The sequence below is a fragment of the Deinococcus metallilatus genome, from assembly GCF_004758605.1.
GTDB lineage: Bacteria > Deinococcota > Deinococci > Deinococcales > Deinococcaceae > Deinococcus > Deinococcus metallilatus.
The window spans coordinates 1845001-1860638 of sequence record NZ_CP038512.1 but is presented as its reverse complement, the minus strand read 5'-3'; the positions used below and the strand labels follow the sequence as shown (position 1 = coordinate 1860638).

Annotated in this window: 14 protein-coding genes; 9 read left to right on the top strand and 5 right to left on the bottom strand. The window is 69.8% G+C overall.

All coding sequences use genetic code 11. The features are described 5' to 3' along the window. Positions 1-49: 49 nt before the first annotated feature. The gene (serA, locus tag E5F05_RS14950; protein ID WP_129119426.1) at positions 50-1678 is read left to right on the top strand and encodes a phosphoglycerate dehydrogenase; all 1629 of its coding nucleotides are present in this window, start codon (positions 50-52) and stop codon (positions 1676-1678) included. 57 nt (positions 1679-1735) lie between these two features. On the opposite strand, the gene E5F05_RS14945 is transcribed toward serA, so the two are convergent. Continuing rightward, complete coding sequence (locus tag E5F05_RS14945) at positions 1736-3085, bottom strand: FAD-dependent oxidoreductase (protein ID WP_129119425.1); 1350 nt, start codon at positions 3083-3085, stop codon at positions 1736-1738. 56 nt (positions 3086-3141) lie between these two features. Here E5F05_RS14945 and E5F05_RS14940 point away from each other — a divergent pair, with 56 nt between their 5' ends. Next, the gene (locus E5F05_RS14940) at positions 3142-4188 is read left to right on the top strand and encodes a WD40 repeat domain-containing protein (RefSeq protein ID WP_129119424.1); all 1047 of its coding nucleotides are present in this window, start codon (positions 3142-3144) and stop codon (positions 4186-4188) included. A gap of 2 nt (positions 4189-4190) precedes the next feature. Here E5F05_RS14940 and E5F05_RS14935 read toward each other — a convergent pair whose 3' ends face one another. Genes E5F05_RS14935 through E5F05_RS14925 form a run of 3 tightly spaced genes read right to left on the bottom strand, consistent with a single transcriptional unit; the run spans position 4191 to position 6353 of the window. Continuing rightward, a complete protein-coding gene (locus tag E5F05_RS14935) occupies positions 4191-4979 on the bottom strand; it encodes an ABC transporter permease subunit (RefSeq protein WP_129119423.1) in 789 nt (262 codons plus the stop codon). Next, positions 4969-5898, bottom strand: a complete 930-nt coding sequence (locus tag E5F05_RS14930) for an ABC transporter ATP-binding protein (protein ID WP_129119422.1) — start codon at positions 5896-5898, stop codon at positions 4969-4971. Before E5F05_RS14930 ends, E5F05_RS14935 begins: the two co-directional genes overlap by 11 nt. Further along, complete coding sequence (locus tag E5F05_RS14925) at positions 5895-6353, bottom strand: GbsR/MarR family transcriptional regulator (RefSeq protein WP_164973492.1); 459 nt, start codon at positions 6351-6353, stop codon at positions 5895-5897. Before E5F05_RS14925 ends, E5F05_RS14930 begins: the two co-directional genes overlap by 4 nt. A 95-nt stretch (positions 6354-6448) precedes the next feature. Here E5F05_RS14925 and E5F05_RS14920 point away from each other — a divergent pair, with 95 nt between their 5' ends. Beyond that, positions 6449-7654 carry an aminotransferase class V-fold PLP-dependent enzyme gene (locus E5F05_RS14920; RefSeq protein WP_129119420.1) on the top strand — a complete coding sequence of 402 codons (1206 nt, stop codon included), beginning with the start codon at positions 6449-6451 and terminating at the stop codon, positions 7652-7654. 56 nt (positions 7655-7710) lie between these two features. Beyond that, a complete protein-coding gene (locus E5F05_RS14915; RefSeq protein WP_129119419.1) occupies positions 7711-8148 on the top strand; it encodes a hypothetical protein in 438 nt (145 codons plus the stop codon). 80 nt (positions 8149-8228) lie between these two features. On the opposite strand, the gene E5F05_RS14910 is transcribed toward E5F05_RS14915, so the two are convergent. Next, positions 8229-9218, bottom strand: a complete 990-nt coding sequence (locus E5F05_RS14910) for an NADPH:quinone oxidoreductase family protein (RefSeq protein ID WP_129119418.1) — start codon at positions 9216-9218, stop codon at positions 8229-8231. A gap of 129 nt (positions 9219-9347) precedes the next feature. Here E5F05_RS14910 and E5F05_RS14905 point away from each other — a divergent pair, with 129 nt between their 5' ends. The 5 genes from E5F05_RS14905 to E5F05_RS14885 all read left to right on the top strand — a co-directional run bounded on the left by E5F05_RS14905 (position 9348) and on the right by E5F05_RS14885 (position 15442). After that, the gene (locus tag E5F05_RS14905) at positions 9348-11426 is read left to right on the top strand and encodes a 3-hydroxyacyl-CoA dehydrogenase NAD-binding domain-containing protein (protein WP_129119417.1); all 2079 of its coding nucleotides are present in this window, start codon (positions 9348-9350) and stop codon (positions 11424-11426) included. 38 nt (positions 11427-11464) lie between these two features. Further along, a complete protein-coding gene (locus tag E5F05_RS14900) occupies positions 11465-11923 on the top strand; it encodes a GNAT family N-acetyltransferase (RefSeq protein ID WP_129119416.1) in 459 nt (152 codons plus the stop codon). Between the two features lie 13 nt (positions 11924-11936). After that, positions 11937-13118: an acetyl-CoA C-acyltransferase gene (locus E5F05_RS14895; RefSeq protein ID WP_129119415.1), complete on the top strand. Its 1182-nt coding sequence runs from the start codon at positions 11937-11939 to the stop codon at positions 13116-13118. A 116-nt stretch (positions 13119-13234) separates the two neighbouring features. Further along, positions 13235-14014, top strand: a complete 780-nt coding sequence (locus E5F05_RS14890; protein WP_306461362.1) for a VOC family protein — start codon at positions 13235-13237, stop codon at positions 14012-14014. A gap of 276 nt (positions 14015-14290) precedes the next feature. Continuing rightward, positions 14291-15442 (top strand): sensor histidine kinase, encoded by a 1152-nt coding sequence (locus tag E5F05_RS14885; RefSeq protein WP_129119414.1) that lies wholly within the window; start codon positions 14291-14293, stop codon positions 15440-15442. Positions 15443-15638 lie beyond the last annotated feature (196 nt).

Sequence of the window (15638 nt, the reverse complement as noted above, 5' to 3'; positions counted from 1 at the left end):
TCCTAGCCAACTCCGGCGCCTGCGCGTCCCGCCCCCTTACCCTGACCGCATGACGGTCCCCGTTCTGACCAGCCCGGATCAGCCCCGCACCACGCCCCTGCGCGTGCTGATCTGCGACGAGATGAACCCCGGCGACCTGCATCACGAGGGGTTCGAGATCGACTATGAAGGCAACCTCCCCCGCGAGGAGACGCTGCGCCGCCTGCCCGGGTACGACGCCCTGATCACCCGCAGCCGCACCAAGGTGGACCGCGAGCTGCTGGAGGCCGCGGGCGACCGCCTGAAGGTGATCGGGCGCGGCGGCGTCGGTGTGGACAACATCGACCTCGAAGCGTGCAGTCGAAGGGGCATCCTGGTCCTCAACGCCCCGGAGAGCAACAACGTCAGCGCCGCCGAGCTGGCAATCATGCACCTGCTCGCCGCCGCGCGCGGCCTGACCCGCAGCGACCGCAAGACCCGCGCGGGCGAGTGGGACCGCAAGTTCCTGGGCGTGGAACTCAAGGACAAGACGCTGGGCATCGTCGGCCTGGGACGTATCGGCTCCATCGTCGCGGACCGGGCGCAGGGCCTGCGGCTGAAGGTCATCGCCTACGACCCCTACGTCCCCGAGAACAAGTTCGAGCGCCTGGGGGTAGAGCGGGCCGCGTCCCTCGACGAGTTGCTGGGCCGGGTCGATTTCCTGACCGTCCACACGCCGCTGACCGAGGAGACGCAGGGGATGATCGGCGCGCGGGAACTGGCGCGGCTGAAGCCCGGCGCCATCGTGGTGAACGCGGCCCGCGGCGGCATCGTGGAGGAGGCGGCGCTGGTGGAGGCCCTTTCGGCCGGGCACCTCTTCGGCGCGGGCGTGGACGTGTTCGTGGAGGAACCGCCGACCCCGGACCACCCCTTCCTGAACGCGCCCAATCTGGGCATCACCGCGCACCTCGGCGCGAACACCTACGAGGCGCAGGAGCGGGTCGGCGCGGAGATTGTCGGGCGGGTGCTGGCTGCCCTGCACGGCGACGTGAGCAAGGGCGCGGTGAACGCCCCCGCCCTCGACGCCAAGACGCTCGAAGCCCTGGGCGGCTACCTCGACCTGGGCGAGAAGCTGGGGCGCATCCTGGCGCAACTGCTGCCGGGCGCACACGATATGGAAATCACCTTCCGGGGCGAATTCCCCGCCGATCCCGCCCCGGTCGTCACCGCCGCCCTGGTCGGCTACCTCAGCGGCAGCACCGACGAACGCCCCAACATGATCAACGCCCGCGCGCTCGCCAAAGAACGCGGCCTCAACCTCGCCGTGCGCGAAGTGCAGGACAGCCCCGACTACCAGACCGAGGTGATCGTGAAGGTCACCAGCGGCGCGGAGGGCGAGAAGCAGCGCACGCGCACGGTCGGCGGCACCGTCTTTGGCCGCAGCCCGCGCCTCACCCGCCTGCGCGACTACCGTGTGGAACTCGCCCCGGAAGGCTTCATCCTGATCGCCAGCAACCAGGACCGCCCGGGCGCGGTCGCCAAGCTCTCCAACCTGCTGGGCACCTGGGGCATCAACATCGCCGGGATGGCACTGGGCCGGGCGCAGAAGGGCGGGCAGGCGCTCTTCACCCTGACGCTGGACGACAACCTCACGCCCGAGCAGCTTCAGGCGATCCGCGATCTGGACGTGATCGACTCGGCGTTCCTGGTGCGGGTCTGAATCAAAAGTGGGACGTGGGGCGCGTGGTCCCAGCTTAGGCTGAGGCCACGCGCCGCTTCACTCCTCGCACAGTTCCCGCCCCAGCCGGTCCGCCGCCACCAGCAGCACGTCCCACACGCTGGAAAAGGGCGGCGCATAGGCCAGGTCCGTCTCGAAGAGGTCCTGCACCGTGCCGCGCCCGTGCAGCAGGGCCGCCACCACGTCCACCCGCTTCACGCTGTCGGGCTGGCCGACCAGTTGCGCGCCCAGCAGCCGCCCGCTGCCGCGCTCGCCCGTCAGGCGCACGCGGATAGGCGCGGCGTCCGGGTAGTACCCGGCGTGGTCGGTGCTGTCCACCTCCACGCTGACCGCCTTCAGCCCCAGCCCGTCCGCCTCCGCCTGCGTGACGCCGGTGCGGGCCGCGCCCAGGTCGAAGGTCTTGAAGATGCCGGTGCCCACGACGCCGGGAAAACGGGCATCGCCGCCCGCCATATTCACGCCCGCCACGCGGCCCATCCGGTTGGCGGTGAGGCCCAGGGGAATGTGGACCTTCTGCCCGGTGACGCGGTGGGTGCTCTCGGTGTTGTCGCCCGCCGCGTACACGCCTTCTCTCCCGGTTTCCTGCCGGGCGTTCACGGCGACCGCGCCCGTCTTGCCTATGCTGGCCCCGGCGGCCCGCGCCAGCGCCGTGTTCGGCTTCACACCCACAGCCACGATCACCATGTCGGCGGGCACCCGGCCGCCATCCGTCTGCACGCCGGTCACACGTCCGCCTTTGCCGATCAGCTCCTCCACGGTCGTGCCGCAGCGGACCTCGACCCCGTGCCGCTCCAGTTCGGCCCGCACCCGCTGCTGGAAGTCACGGTCCAGCATCCGGCCCGCGACGTCCGGCCCCTTTTCCAGCAGGCTCACCTCCAGGCCACGTGAACGCAGCGCCTCCGCCATCTCCAGCCCGATGTAGCCGCCACCGATGATGCAGGCACGTTTGGCCCCCTGAAGGCTGGCCTCTATCGCCCGCCCGTCGGGGAGGTCGCGCAGCACATGCACGCCTTGCAGGTCGGTGTGTGCCCAGTCGGGGCGCACGGCGCTGACCCCGGTGGCGATCAGGAGGCGGTCGTAAGGCTCGGTGAAGGAACGGCCCGCGTCCCGGTCCAGTACGGTGACGGTCCGGGCGGCGGCGTCCACGCCCGTGACCTCATGCCGCAGGCGCACGCCCACGCCCTGCTCGCGCATCCGCTCGGGGGTGCGGGCGATCAGGCGCTCGAAGCTGGGCACGTCGCCGCCGATCACGTAGGGGAGGCCGCAGGCACCGTAGCTGATGTCGGCGCCGCGCTCGAAGACCGTGACCTGCACGTCCGGGTTCTGCCGCCGCGCCCGGCTCGCCGCGCTCATGCCCGCCGCCACCCCGCCCACAATCACGATCCGCATAGGAAGAGGGTAGGGCATGACGGGACTGGCCTCGCCCGAGCCGTTAGCCTGGGGGGGTGAAGCCCAGACCCTCCGCTGCGCCGCGTCACCCCAGGCGGCTGGCACTGTCCCTGCTGGCCCTGACCGCCCTGGCCCCCACCTCGCCCGCCCAGTCCGCCCCCGGTGAGATGCGGGTGCCGCCCGATCCGCTGGTGCTGGTGGGCGTCGCGCCGCGCGTCCTGCCCGGACCGGCTGGCACGCCGACGGGCGGGGTCGCGGCGGTGCGGGGCCGCTACAGTTCGCACGTGCGGCTGCTCGACCCCACGACCGGCGAGGCCCGCCGCGAGGTCTTCCTCCCCCCCGAGGTGCAGCTCGACGTGCCCCCGGCCCTGAGTGCCGACGGGCGCTGGCTGGCGGTGGTCCTCACGCCCGATCCCTTCACCCATGCGGGGCGGGTGGGCATCCTGAGCACCTACCCGACCACTCCCCCCGGGTTTCAGAAGGTGCTGAGCGCGGGCGGCCTGAACGGCACCCTGTCCCTGGTCTTCGGGCCGGACGGCACGCGGCTGGCGGCAGGCAACCGCAGTGGCTACGCGCAGCTCTGGGAATGGCCGACCGAGCGGCGGGTCACGACCGTCAACAGCGAAACCGGCTACGAGCCGTCCCGCCTGGAATTCAGCCCGGACGGGCGCCTCTTCGCCCCGATCTTCCGGGGGCAGACGCGGACCCGGATCTTCGACGTGCAGACCGGCGCGCTGCGGACCACCCTCAGCGGCGTGGGCTACGGGACCTTCACGCCCGACAGCCAGGGCCTGCTGGCCTCACGCGGGCGGCTGATCACCCTGGCGGATGGGAAGGAGGCCCCCACGCCCCCCTATCTGGTCGGCACCAGCGGCGTGATCGGCTTCAGCGCGGACGGCACCCGCGTGCTGGTGCGCCGCACGGGCGTGGACGTGCAGGGCCGCGAGTGGCTGGAACTGCGCGAGGTGGCGACCGGGCGGACCCTGGGTGCCCTGACCCGTGTCTGGGACGGCTGGCCCGAGGCCCTCAGTCCCGACGGCACCACGTTGATCGGCGGGGACGGCGAGGGGGGCATCCGACTGTTGCCCCTCGCTCCCCGCTAGCTTCAGCGTCCCACGTCCCGGTTCTGGAAGAACGGCGCGGCGATCAGGGCAAAGGCGGCCCCGACCAGCAGGCACACCAGCAGCGGCGTCACGCTGACGGGGTGGAGGAGGGGCGAGCCGCCCAGCGCCTCCTTCCAGGGATTCAGCCAGGCCAGGTCCCGCAGGGCCGCCACCTGCCCGCTGAGGGTATGCAGCACGACCAGCAGGGTGCCCAGCCCGGCACCCACGGCGGCCGCGACCCCGGCCCGCCCGGTCGCGGCCCCCACCGCAAGGGCCAGCGCGCCGAACACCCAGGCGCCCAGCGTGTGCAGCGCGGCGGTTTCCAGCACCCGCGCGGCGGGCAGCGGCGCCTGGAACACCTGACCCGGCGCCCAGGTCCCCAGGAACAGCACCAACCCCAGGCCCAGCAGCAACAGCAGCAGCGTCAGGGTGCGCCCCACCAGCAGTGCGCGGCGCGAGACGGGCTGCGCGAGCGGGAATTCCAGGTGCCCGCGCGCCTCCTCCCCGGCGATCAGCGCGGCGCCAGTCAGCCCGGCGAACACGCTCAGCAGGATCGGCATCAGGCTGAAGAGGCGGCCCCCCACGTACCCGGCGGGCGTGGTGAGATCCTCCCCGAACAGGACACGCAGGGACGCGGGGAGCTTGTGCATGATCTCGTTCACGCTGGGGTCGCTTTTGATGCTCGGGTAGAAGGCCAGGATCAGCAGCACGTACAGCAGCAGGCCGATAGCCCACCACAGCCAGCCCCGCCGCGCGTCCCGCAGCGACTCACGCAGGATTTCAGGCCACATGCGGCACCTCCCCGCCCCGTTCTGAGTCTGGCCGGTCCTCGTCCAGGCGGTACTCACCCAGGAAGGCGTCCTCCAGCGTGGACGGCACCAGGCTGAAGCTGACCAGGGGTTCCGGGGCCAGCGCGCGAATCAGAGCGTCCGCCCCACCCCGCCACAGGCCCTGAAAGTCCAGGCCCTGTGTCCGGCCTTCCGCCATGCCCGGCAACGCGGCGAGGTTCACGCGCGGCGGCGCGGCAAAGCGCACCTGCACCCGCTGCGGCAGACTGGCCGTCAGCACCGCCAGTTCGTCTACCCGGACCAGTTGCCCCCGCCGGATGATCCCCACCCGGTCCGCGACACGCTCCACCTCGCTCAGCACGTGGCTGGACAGGAACACCGTCCGCCCCTCCGCCCGCGCCTCCCGCAGCAGTTCCAGCACCGTCTCCTGCGCCAGGGGATCGAGGCCGTCGGTCGGTTCGTCCAGCATGAGGAGGTCGGGGCGGGGCATCAACGCCAGGACCAGCCCCACCTTCTGCCGGTTGCCCTTGCTAAGGGTGCCCAGACGCGGGGCGATGTCCAGCTCCAGGCGGCGGGCCACTTCCAGCCCATAGGTGATGTCGTGCGTGCCACGCAGGCGGGCGCAGCGTTCCAGCAGTTCACGCGCACTCAGGTCGCGCGGCAGGTGGACCTCGCCGGGGAGGTAGCCCACGCGGGCATGAACTGCCTCCCGCTCGCGCCACACGTCCCGCCCGAAGATGCGGGCCTCGCCCCCGGTCGGGTGCAGGAAGCCCAGCAGCGTGCGGATGGTGGTCGTCTTGCCCGCCCCGTTCGGCCCCAGGAAGCCGAAGATTTCGCCCGCCGCAATCCCCAGGCTGAGGGGATGCAGGCCCACGCCCCGCCGGTAGAGTTTGCTCAGCCCGCTCGTCTCGATGGCGTTCATACCCTGACCTCCTGCTGCATCTGGTGCCACTCCTCCAGCACGGTGGGGTAGAGGCGCAGCCACAGCGCGTAGAACTGTTCCATCTCGCGCAGCGGGCCGGGGTCCGCGCCCCCCGGCAGCGCCCGCAGGCCGTCGAGGGCGAGGTCGTGCAGCAGTTGCAACTTGCGGTTGCCCTGCTCGGTCAGCGTGGCCCAGGCATTCGGCCGCACCCGGTAGCGGTCCGCCCGCTCGCCGGGATTGGGCGCGCGCTCGGCCAGGCCCATCAGGGTCAGGTGCTTCAGCGCGGTGCTGAGGCCCGCCCGGCTGGCCTGGAGCAGCTCCGCGAGTTCGGCGGCGGTCGCCCCCCTCGGGGAAGCGGTCAGCAGCGCGCCCAGCACGCGCCCCGCCACCCGCGGCATCCCCAGCATCTCCAGCACCAGCCCCGCCCGCTCCACGAATTGCTGCTGTCCGTCCATATCCGAATAGTATGACTTTTCAGACATTTCTGAAAGAAGGTCATAGGTCAGACGCCTGCGCCCGCGCCGCTGACGGGGGCACTACCCTGGACAGTATGAGCGACCGCCCGCTGCCTCCGCACATCCCCCTGAACCGTCCGCGCCTGATCGCGCCCGGCCCGGTCGAGGTCGAGCCGCGTGTGCTGCTCGAACTGGCCCAGCCACAGCTCCACCACCGCACGCCGCTGGGCGTCGAGCGGCTGATGGAGGCGCGGGCCAAGCTGATGCGCCTGCTGGGGGACCCCTACGACGCGGTGATCACCACCAGCAGCGGGACGGGGGCCTTCGAGGGGGCGCTGATCAGCCTCACGCCGGAGGGCGGCCGGGTGGTCAACGCGCAGGCCGGAAAATTCAGCGAACGCTGGGGCGACATGAGCGAGAGGTTGGGCTATGAAACGGTGCGCGTCGCCAAACCCTGGGGCGAACTCCTCGACCCCGAAGAAGTGGCCGACGCCGCGCGGGAGGCCCACACCCTGCTGATCACCCACTCCGAGACGAGCACCGGGGCGCTGCACGACCTCGCGGCCATCGCGCAGGCGGCCAAGGCGCAGAATCCCGATCTGATCATCATTGCCGACTGTGTGACCAGCTACGGCGTCGCGGAGCTGCGGCCCGCCGCCTGGGGCGTGGACGCCATCGTGAGCGGCAGCCAGAAGGGCACGGCCACGCCCCCCGGTCTGGGCTTCGTGCTGTTCAGCCCCGAGGTGCAGGAAAGGATGATTCCCGCCCCCCGGCGCGGCTTCTACCTCGACCTGACCCGCGAGCTGAAGGGGCAGAAGGCCGGAAACACGCCCCAGACCCCGGCCATCAACCTGATCTCGGCGCTGTCGCTGGCGCTGGACCGCCTCCTGAGCGTGCCGCTGGAGGTGCTGTGGGCCGAGAAACGGCGGCAGGCCGACGCGCTGATTGCCGCCGGGGCCGCCCTGGGTGCCCCCGCCTGGGCCGCCCGCACCTCGCCCGCCGTCGCCGTCCTGAAGCCCCCCGCGCCTCTGACGGGTCGGCAAGTTGCGGCCCGCCTCGCGGAGATGGGGCAGCGGGCGCTGGCGGGTCAGGCCCCCTTCGAGGACGCCGTTTTCCGCGTCAGCACCCTGGGCTACGCCGACCGCTACGACGCCCTGGGCATCGCCGGAATGCTGGAAGACGCCTTTGCCAGCCTGGGCGTGCCGTTCGGGCGCGGCGCAGCGGTGCAGGCGGCTTGGGCGGCACTGGGCGGCGCGCAAGAGGTCCAGCCCGTGCGCGCAGGGGCCGCGTCCCTGGGCTGAGGGACCGATGACTTCTACCTTTCCGCTCGGTCAGGCGTGTCGGGTAGGATGAGGGTATGGCGACCCTTTACGTGATCCTGCTCACGCTTCACAACCTCGTGCGCTGGCTGGTGCTGCTGGCGGGCGTCTGGGCGCTGCTCCGCTCCTTCCGGGGTGTGGGCGGCGTGCAGACCTTCACCTCCACCGACCGCGGCGCCGTGGCGATGTTCATGAGCAGCCTGCACCTTCAGGTGGTCCTGGGCCTGCTGCTGTTCGCCTATCTGGGGATGCAGCGCATTCCCGCCTTCGCGGGCGCTCGCCCCAGCTTCCAGTGGGAACACGTGGGCCTGGGCCTGCTGGCGGCCGTCTTCGCCACCCTCGGCAACGCCCTGACCAAACGCGCCGCAGGCAACCAGGCCAAGTTCCGTACAGCGGCCCTCTGGACGGTTCTGAGCCTGGTGACGGTGCTGCTGGCGATTCCGTGGTGGCGGCCATTGCTGCGGCTGTTTGCGTAAGCCGTCAGCAGAAAGAGCAGCGGACGCCGAGGCGTCCGCTGCTCTTCTGATTCCTGACTGCTGATGGCTGACCGCTCCCCCTACCTCCCCGGCTCGATGATCACCTTCCCCGTCGTCTTGCGGTCGAGGATGTCCTGAAAGGCGCGGGCGCTGCCCTCCAGGGCGTAGGTCGGCCCGACCTGGGGCGTGACCTGGCCGCTGGCGACCAGGGGGGTGAGGGCCTGGGCCGCCTCGCGGGTGGCTTCCTGGTCCGACATCAGCGAGGTGAGCCACAGGCCGGTCACGGTCAGGTTGCGCTTCATCAGTTCGACGGGGCGCAGGTTCGCCTGCTCGCGGCTGGCGTTCCCGATCACGATGATGCGCCCCCGGTTCGCGGCCATGTCGAGGCTTTCCTGAAAGCGCCTGCCGCCCACCACTTCCAGAATCAGCGGCACGCCCCTGCCCCCCGCCGCGTCCCGCACCTTCTGCACCCGCTCGGGGTCGTCCTGAAGGAGCGTCACGTCCGCGCCGAGGTCCCGGGCGATCTGGAGTTTCTCCTCGGTGCTCGCCATCGCAATGACGTTCATGCCGAGAGCTTTCGCCAGTTGGATGGACGCCGTCCCCAGCGCCCCGGCCGCCGCCTGCACCAGCACCCACTCGCCGGGCTGGCCGTGTCCGAGGGTCTTGAGGCCGTGGTACGCCGTGAAGTACGACACCGGGAAAGCCGCCGCCTGCGCTGCCGTCAGGTTCTCCGGCACTGGAATCAGCGCGGCGGCCGGGGAGACAGCGTACTCGGCCAGGCCGCCGCGTCCCCCCAGGCTGGCGACCCGCTGCCCGACCTGCACCCCCGTTACGCCTTCCCCCAGCGCGTCCACGGTCCCGGCGAACTCCATCCCGGGCGTGTAGGGGAGGCGCGTCCGCGTGAGGTACTCGCCCGCGACCGCCAGCACGTCCGCGAAGTTGATGCCGACCGCCTCCACCTTCAGGCGGACCTCACCGGGTCCGGGCTGCGGCACGGGCACGTGCTGGAGTTCCATCACATCGGGGGGGCCGAGGCGTTCGACGACGATGGCCTTCATGCTTTCGCTCATGCGCGGAGCATACCCGACTGTCCCCCGCCAAGTGAACGCGGACGTACACTCTGAACGTTCACGTATTTGACCCGGAGAGAGAGGCGTGGAAGCATAGGCGGGCACACAGCAACACAGGAGGTAGCCTTCATGAGCATCGTTGACCAGACCCGCGAGGGTGACGTTCTCGTCCTGACCATCAACAACCCGCCCGTGAACGCCTTTTCGCCCGGCGTGCCCGAGGGCCTCCACGCGGGCCTGGATGCCGCCGAGCAGGGCGAGGACATCAAGGCCGTCGTCATCATCGGCGGGGGGCGCACCTTCATCGCGGGGGCGGACATCAAGACCTTCGACCTGCCCCGCGAGCAGGCACCCGACCTGCGCGGCTTCATCGCCCGACTGGACGCCTTCCCCAAGCCCACCGTCGCGGCCATTCACGGCACGGCGCTGGGGGGCGGTCTGGAAGTGGCTTTGGCCTGCACTTACCGCGTGGCGACAAAGGACGCGCGGCTGGGCCTGCCCGAAGTCAAGCTGGGCGTGCTTCCTGGCGCGGGCGGAACCCAACGCCTGCCGCGCGTGATGGGTGCCCAGAAGGCGCTGGAGATGATGCTCTCCGGCAACCCCATTGGGGCGACCGAGGCGAAGGAACTCGGCCTGGTGGATGAGATCGTGGAGGGCGACCTGCGCGAAGGGGCGGTGGCCTTTGCCCGCGCCCACGAGGGCGAGCGCCCCCTCCCGCGCATCAGCGAGCGGCAGGTGAAGGATGCCAGCCCCGAACTGTTCGCCGCCGCCCGGGAGGGCATCAAGAAGACGCACCGCGGCCAGCTCTCGCCCTCACTGATCATCGAGCTGGCCGAGATGGCCGCAACCAAGCCCTTTCAGGAAGGCTGGGACGCCGAAGCCCGGCTCTTCGTGCAGGCGAAGGACTCCCCGCAGTCGCGCGGCCTGCGCCACATCTTCTTCGCGGAGCGCGAGGCGGGCAAGATTCCCGGCCTGACCAAAGACACGCCCACCACCGAGATCAAGTCTGCCGGGATCATCGGCGCGGGCACGATGGGCGGCGGTATCGCCATGAACTTCCTGAACGCCGGGATTCCCGTCACCATCGTCGAAACCTCGCAGGAGGCGCTCGACCGGGGCCTCTCGGTCATTCGCCGCAACTACGAGAACACCGCGAAAAAGGGCCGCCTGACGATGGAACAGGTCGAGCAGCGGATGGGCCTCCTCACGCCGACGCTCGACATGAACGCGCTCTCGGACGCCGACATCATCATCGAGGCCGTCTTTGAGAACATGGACGTGAAGAAGGACATCTTCAGGCGTCTGGACGGGGTCGCCAAACCCGGCGCGATTCTCGCCACCAATACCTCGACCCTGGACGTGAACGAGATCGCCTCCGTCACCTCGCGGCCTGAGCAGGTGATCGGCCTGCACTTCTTCAGCCCCGCCAACGTGATGAAGCTGCTGGAGATCGTGCGCGCCGACAAGACCAGCGACAGCGTGCTGGCGACCTGCCTGAACCTCGCCAAGCGCATCGGCAAGGTGGGCGTGGTGGTGGGCGTCTGCGATGGCTTCGTGGGCAACCGCATGGTCCACCGCTACGGCGACGAGGCCCGCAAGCTGGTCGAGGAAGGCGCCCGCCCGCAGGACGCCGACGCCGCGATGAACGCGCTGGGCCTCCCGATGGGACCCTTCCAGATGACCGATATGGCGGGCCTGGACATCGGCTACGCCATTCGCCAGCACCAGGCGAAGGTGCGCGGCCAGCCCAAGCCCGACGGCTGGCTCGACCGCATCGTGGAGACGGGCCGCAAGGGCCAGAAGACCGGCGCGGGCATCTACGACTACGACGAGAACCGCAGGCCCCGCCCCAACGCCGACATCCAGAAACTCATCGAGGACTACCGCGCCGAGAAGGGCGTCCAGCCCCGCGAGATCAGCCGGGAAGAGGCGACCGAACGCCTGGTGTACTCGCTGGTCAACGAGGGCGCGAAGATTCTGGAAGAAGGCATTGCCCAGCGCGCGGGCGACATCGACGTGATCTACATCTACGGCTACGGCTTCCCCGCCTACCGGGGCGGCCCGATGCAGTACGCCGACGAGATGGGCCTGCAAAACGTCGCTGCCGCCCTGGAAAAGTACGGCCAGACGCCCGCGCCGCTGCTGAAGCGGCTGGCGGACGAGGGCAAGACATTTGCCCAGTGGGACCGCGAGAAGGCGAGGGCCTGAACGCCGCTTTCCAGAGGTCCAGATGGAGGAGGTCCCGGATGAGCCAGCCAATCACCGTGCGTGTCCTGAACCCCGATGAGGCCGCGGTGCTCGACCACGTGGCCCCGGACGTTTTTGACGGTCCGGTGGACCCGCGCTGGACCGCCGAGTTCTTCGCGGACGCCCGGCATCATCTGGCGGTGGCCCTGCACGGTGAAACGGTGGTCGGCGTGGTGGGAGCGTTCCGGTACGTCTACCCCGACAAGCCGCCGGAACTGTTCATCAACGAGGTTGCGGTCTCGCCCGGTTACCGGGGGCGGGGCCTGGGCCGCGGCATGATGAACGCCCTGACCACCCACGCCCGCGCGCTGGGCTGCGTGGCCGCCTGGGTGCTGACAGAAGCGGGCAACACCGCTGCCCGCCGCCTGTACGCCGCCTCGGGCGGCCTGGAAGAGAGCTGCCAGATTTTCGTGATTCCGCTGGAGCAGGCCGGAACTGGCCCGCTTCCCACATCCTGAAGGAGTTCCACCCATGCCCGAAGCTGTCATCGTCTCCACCGCCCGCACCCCCATCGGCAAGGCCTACCGGGGCTACCTCAACGACACCCACGGCTCCGACATCGGCGCGCATGTGGCCTGCCACGCCGTCGAGCGCGCAGGTGTGGACCCCGCCGAAGTCGAGGACGTGATCATGGGCGCCGGAAACCCCGAAGGCGCCACCGGCTCCAACATCGCCCGTCAGATCGCGCTGCGGGCGGGCTTTCCCGTCACCGTTTCCGGCGTGACCGTCAACCGCTTCTGCTCCAGCGGCCTGAACACCATCGCGCTGGCGGCGAATCACGTGATGGCCGGACAGGGTGACATCTTCGTGGCGGGCGGCCTGGAAAGCATTTCCTTGACGCAGAACGAACACGCCAACAAGTACCGGCTGCGCGGCGAGTGGCTGATGGAACACAAGCCCGACATCTACATGCCGATGCTGGAGACGGCGGAAGTGGTCGCCAAACGTTACGGCGTCAGCCGCGAGGCGCAGGACGAGTACGCCTACCAGTCCCAGATGCGGACGGCGGCGGCCCAGCAGCAGGGCCTCTTCGACGATGAGATCGTGCCCTATACCGCCACCATGAAGGTGCAGGACAAGGCGACCGGTCAGATCAGTGACCGCGAAGTGACGATGAGCAAGGACGAGGGCAACCGCCCCGACACCACGCTGGAGGGCCTCGCCAAGCTCAAGCCGGTGATCGAGGGCGGCGTGATCACGGCGGGCAATGCCTCGCAGCTCAGCGACGGGGCCTCGGCGGTCGTGGTGATGAGCAGCGACCTCGCCCGCGAGCGCGGCCTGCAACCCCTGGGCCTCTTCAAGGGCTTCGCCGTCGCCGCCTGCGAACCCGACGAGATGGGCATCGGCCCGATCTTCGCCGTGCCCAAGCTGCTGAAGCGTCACGGCCTGACGGTGGACGACATCGACCTGTGGGAACTGAACGAGGCCTTCGCCGTGCAGACCCTCTACTGCCGCGACAAGTTGGGCATCAACCCCGAGATTTACAACGTGAACGGCGGCTCCATCAGCATCGGCCACCCCTACGGCATGAGCGGCGCGCGCCTGACCGGGCACATCCTGCTGGAAGGCAAGCGCCGCGGCGCCAAGCACGTCGTCGTGACCATGTGCGTGGGCGGCGGCATGGGGGCGGCGGGACTGTTCGAAGTGTTGTAAGGAGCTTTCCGCCGTCAGCTTTCAGCGTTGAGGCTCAGGTGCCCCGGCCCTTGTGGTCGGGGCATCCGGCTGCCCTCGTCTTACAGTCGTTTAACGTCGAATTCTTAATGTGAGACATGACTTCCTCTCCTGCCCTCGTTCCCCACGGGCTGCATCACGTCACAGCCGTGACGGCGAATGCTCAGGCGAACCTCGATTTTTATACCGGCGTGCTGGGGCTGCGCCTGGTGAAGAAGACCGTGAATCAGGACGACGTGACGGCCTACCACCTCTTCTTTGCCGATGGGGCGGGCAGTCCGGGCAGTGACCTCACCTTTTTCGAGTGGCCGGTGCCGCCCGAGGTGCCCGGCAACAACAGCATCACCCGCACGGGCCTGCGTGTGCCGAACGGGAGCCTGGAGTGGTGGGCGGCGTACCTGCGGGAGCAGGGGCTGGAGGTGACGCGCGTCACCCGGGCAGGCCGCGGACATCTGGACTTCAGCGATCCCGAAGGCCAGCGCCTCAGCCTGGTGGAAGGCGGCCCCGGCGGCGTGGCCTGGGAGGGGAGCCCGGTTCCCGCCGAGCATCAGATTCTCGGCCTCGGTCCCGTGGAACTCACCCTGCCGGGCCTGTTTCCCACCGAGCGGGTTCTGACGCGCGCCTACGGCCTGCACGCGGCGGGTACGTACCCGGACCCCGAAGCGCCCGGACGCACTGTTCACGTCTACAGCATGGGCGAAGGCGGGCCGCACGCCGAACTGCACCTGCGCCTCGACCCGTCCCTGCCCCCGGTTCGCCCCGGCGCGGGCGGCGTTCACCACCTCGCGCTGCGCGTGCCGGATGAGCAGTACCACGCCTGGAATGCCCATCTGAGGGGCCTGGGCCTGCGGACCAGCGGCGAGGTGGACCGGCACTGATTCCACTCCATCTACTTCCGCGAATCGCAGGGCATCCTGATCGAACTCGCCACCGACGGCCCCGGCTTCGCGGTGGACGAGGACCCGGCACACCTGGGCGAGAAACTGGTGCTCGCGCCCTTTCTGGAGCCGCGTCGCGCGAGCATCGAGGCGGGCCTGACGCCCCTCACCCTCAGGACTGGGCAACCCTGAAGGGGGCGGGGCCCGTCTGTAGGCGGCACGGCGGGCAGGTGCGGCAATACGGCTTTCCCCGCGCGCTAGACTGCCCGGTACCTCATGCCAAGTGCCGATTCCCCGGTGGTGTTCGTCGTCTCGCACGACCGGGCACGCGCCGATCTGCTCGTGCCCGTGCTGGGACAGGCCGAAGTGTTCGCTATCCCCGACGCGGAGACGCTGCTGCGCGAGGCGCATGTCCACCCGCCCGCCGTGGCGCTGCTGTATGCCGATACGCGCGGCGTGCCCCTGGCGGAGGTGCTGCCCCTGCTGCGGCAGCGGGCCGAACTGGCGGGGACCTACTGGCTGGCGGTGGGAAGTGCGGGCCTGGGCGCGTTGCTGGCGGCGGGCGCGGACGCCCTGATCAGCGACGCGACGCCGCCCGAGGCGCTGGCCCTTCAGGTCCGTGCGCTGCTGGCCCGCGCTGCCCGGCACCGCGAACTGGAGGGCCGGATCGGTCAACTCCAGCGCCGCCTGGAAACCTGGGAACACGAGGAGCGCGTGCGCGACCAACTGGTTCACATGCTCGTCCACGACCTGAAAAACCCGATTGCCGCCGTCATGGGCCTGCTGGAAGTGGTCGAGGACGACGACCGTGTGCCCGACGACACCCGGGAACTGGTCAAGGTCGCCCACGACGAGACGCAACATCTGCTGCACCTCGCCGTGAACATGCTCGATGTCCGCAAGATCCAGGCGGGCAAGATGCACCTGCGGCCCGAGCTGGTGTTCAGCCCGATGTTCGAGGAGGTGATCGAGCAGGCGTGCGGCGACGTGGGCAGCGGCCTGCGCGACCGGCACATCGGTGTGGAAGTCGCCCCGAACCTCAGTCCTACCCGCGCCGACCCGGACATCCTGCGCCGCATCTTCGCCAACCTGATCAGCAACGCCCTGAAACACACCACCACCGGCGGCCTGATTCAGATTCAGGTGCGTCAGGCCGAGGACGAAACGCAGATCACGGTCCGCGACGACGGTGAGGGCATCCCCGCCGATGACCTTCCAAATCTGTTTGCCGCCTTCGAGCAGTCACGCCTGACCCTGCACGGCCGCTTTGATACCGGCATGGGTCTGGCGTTCTGCAAACTGGCCGTCGAGGAACACGGCGGCCACATTTGGGCCGAGTCCGAACGCGGCCATGGCTCGACCTTCATCTTCACCCTGCCCCTCGCCCAGGACAGCGAAGACGACGACTTCGTGGAACTGCTGAACTGAGGCAGGGAAGGGGGCAGCCCCGAAAGCAGGCTGCAACGCAGAGGTGCGGCAGTGGGCCGCAGAGCACGGTAATGTTTCAATCCTCAGCCCACCCGAAGGTAGGCTGCAACTGCGCGGCAGCCAGGTCCTCGCCCCAGCCGGTGCCGTTTCAATCCTCAGCCCACCCGAAGGTAGGCTGCAACGGCCAGATTGCCGA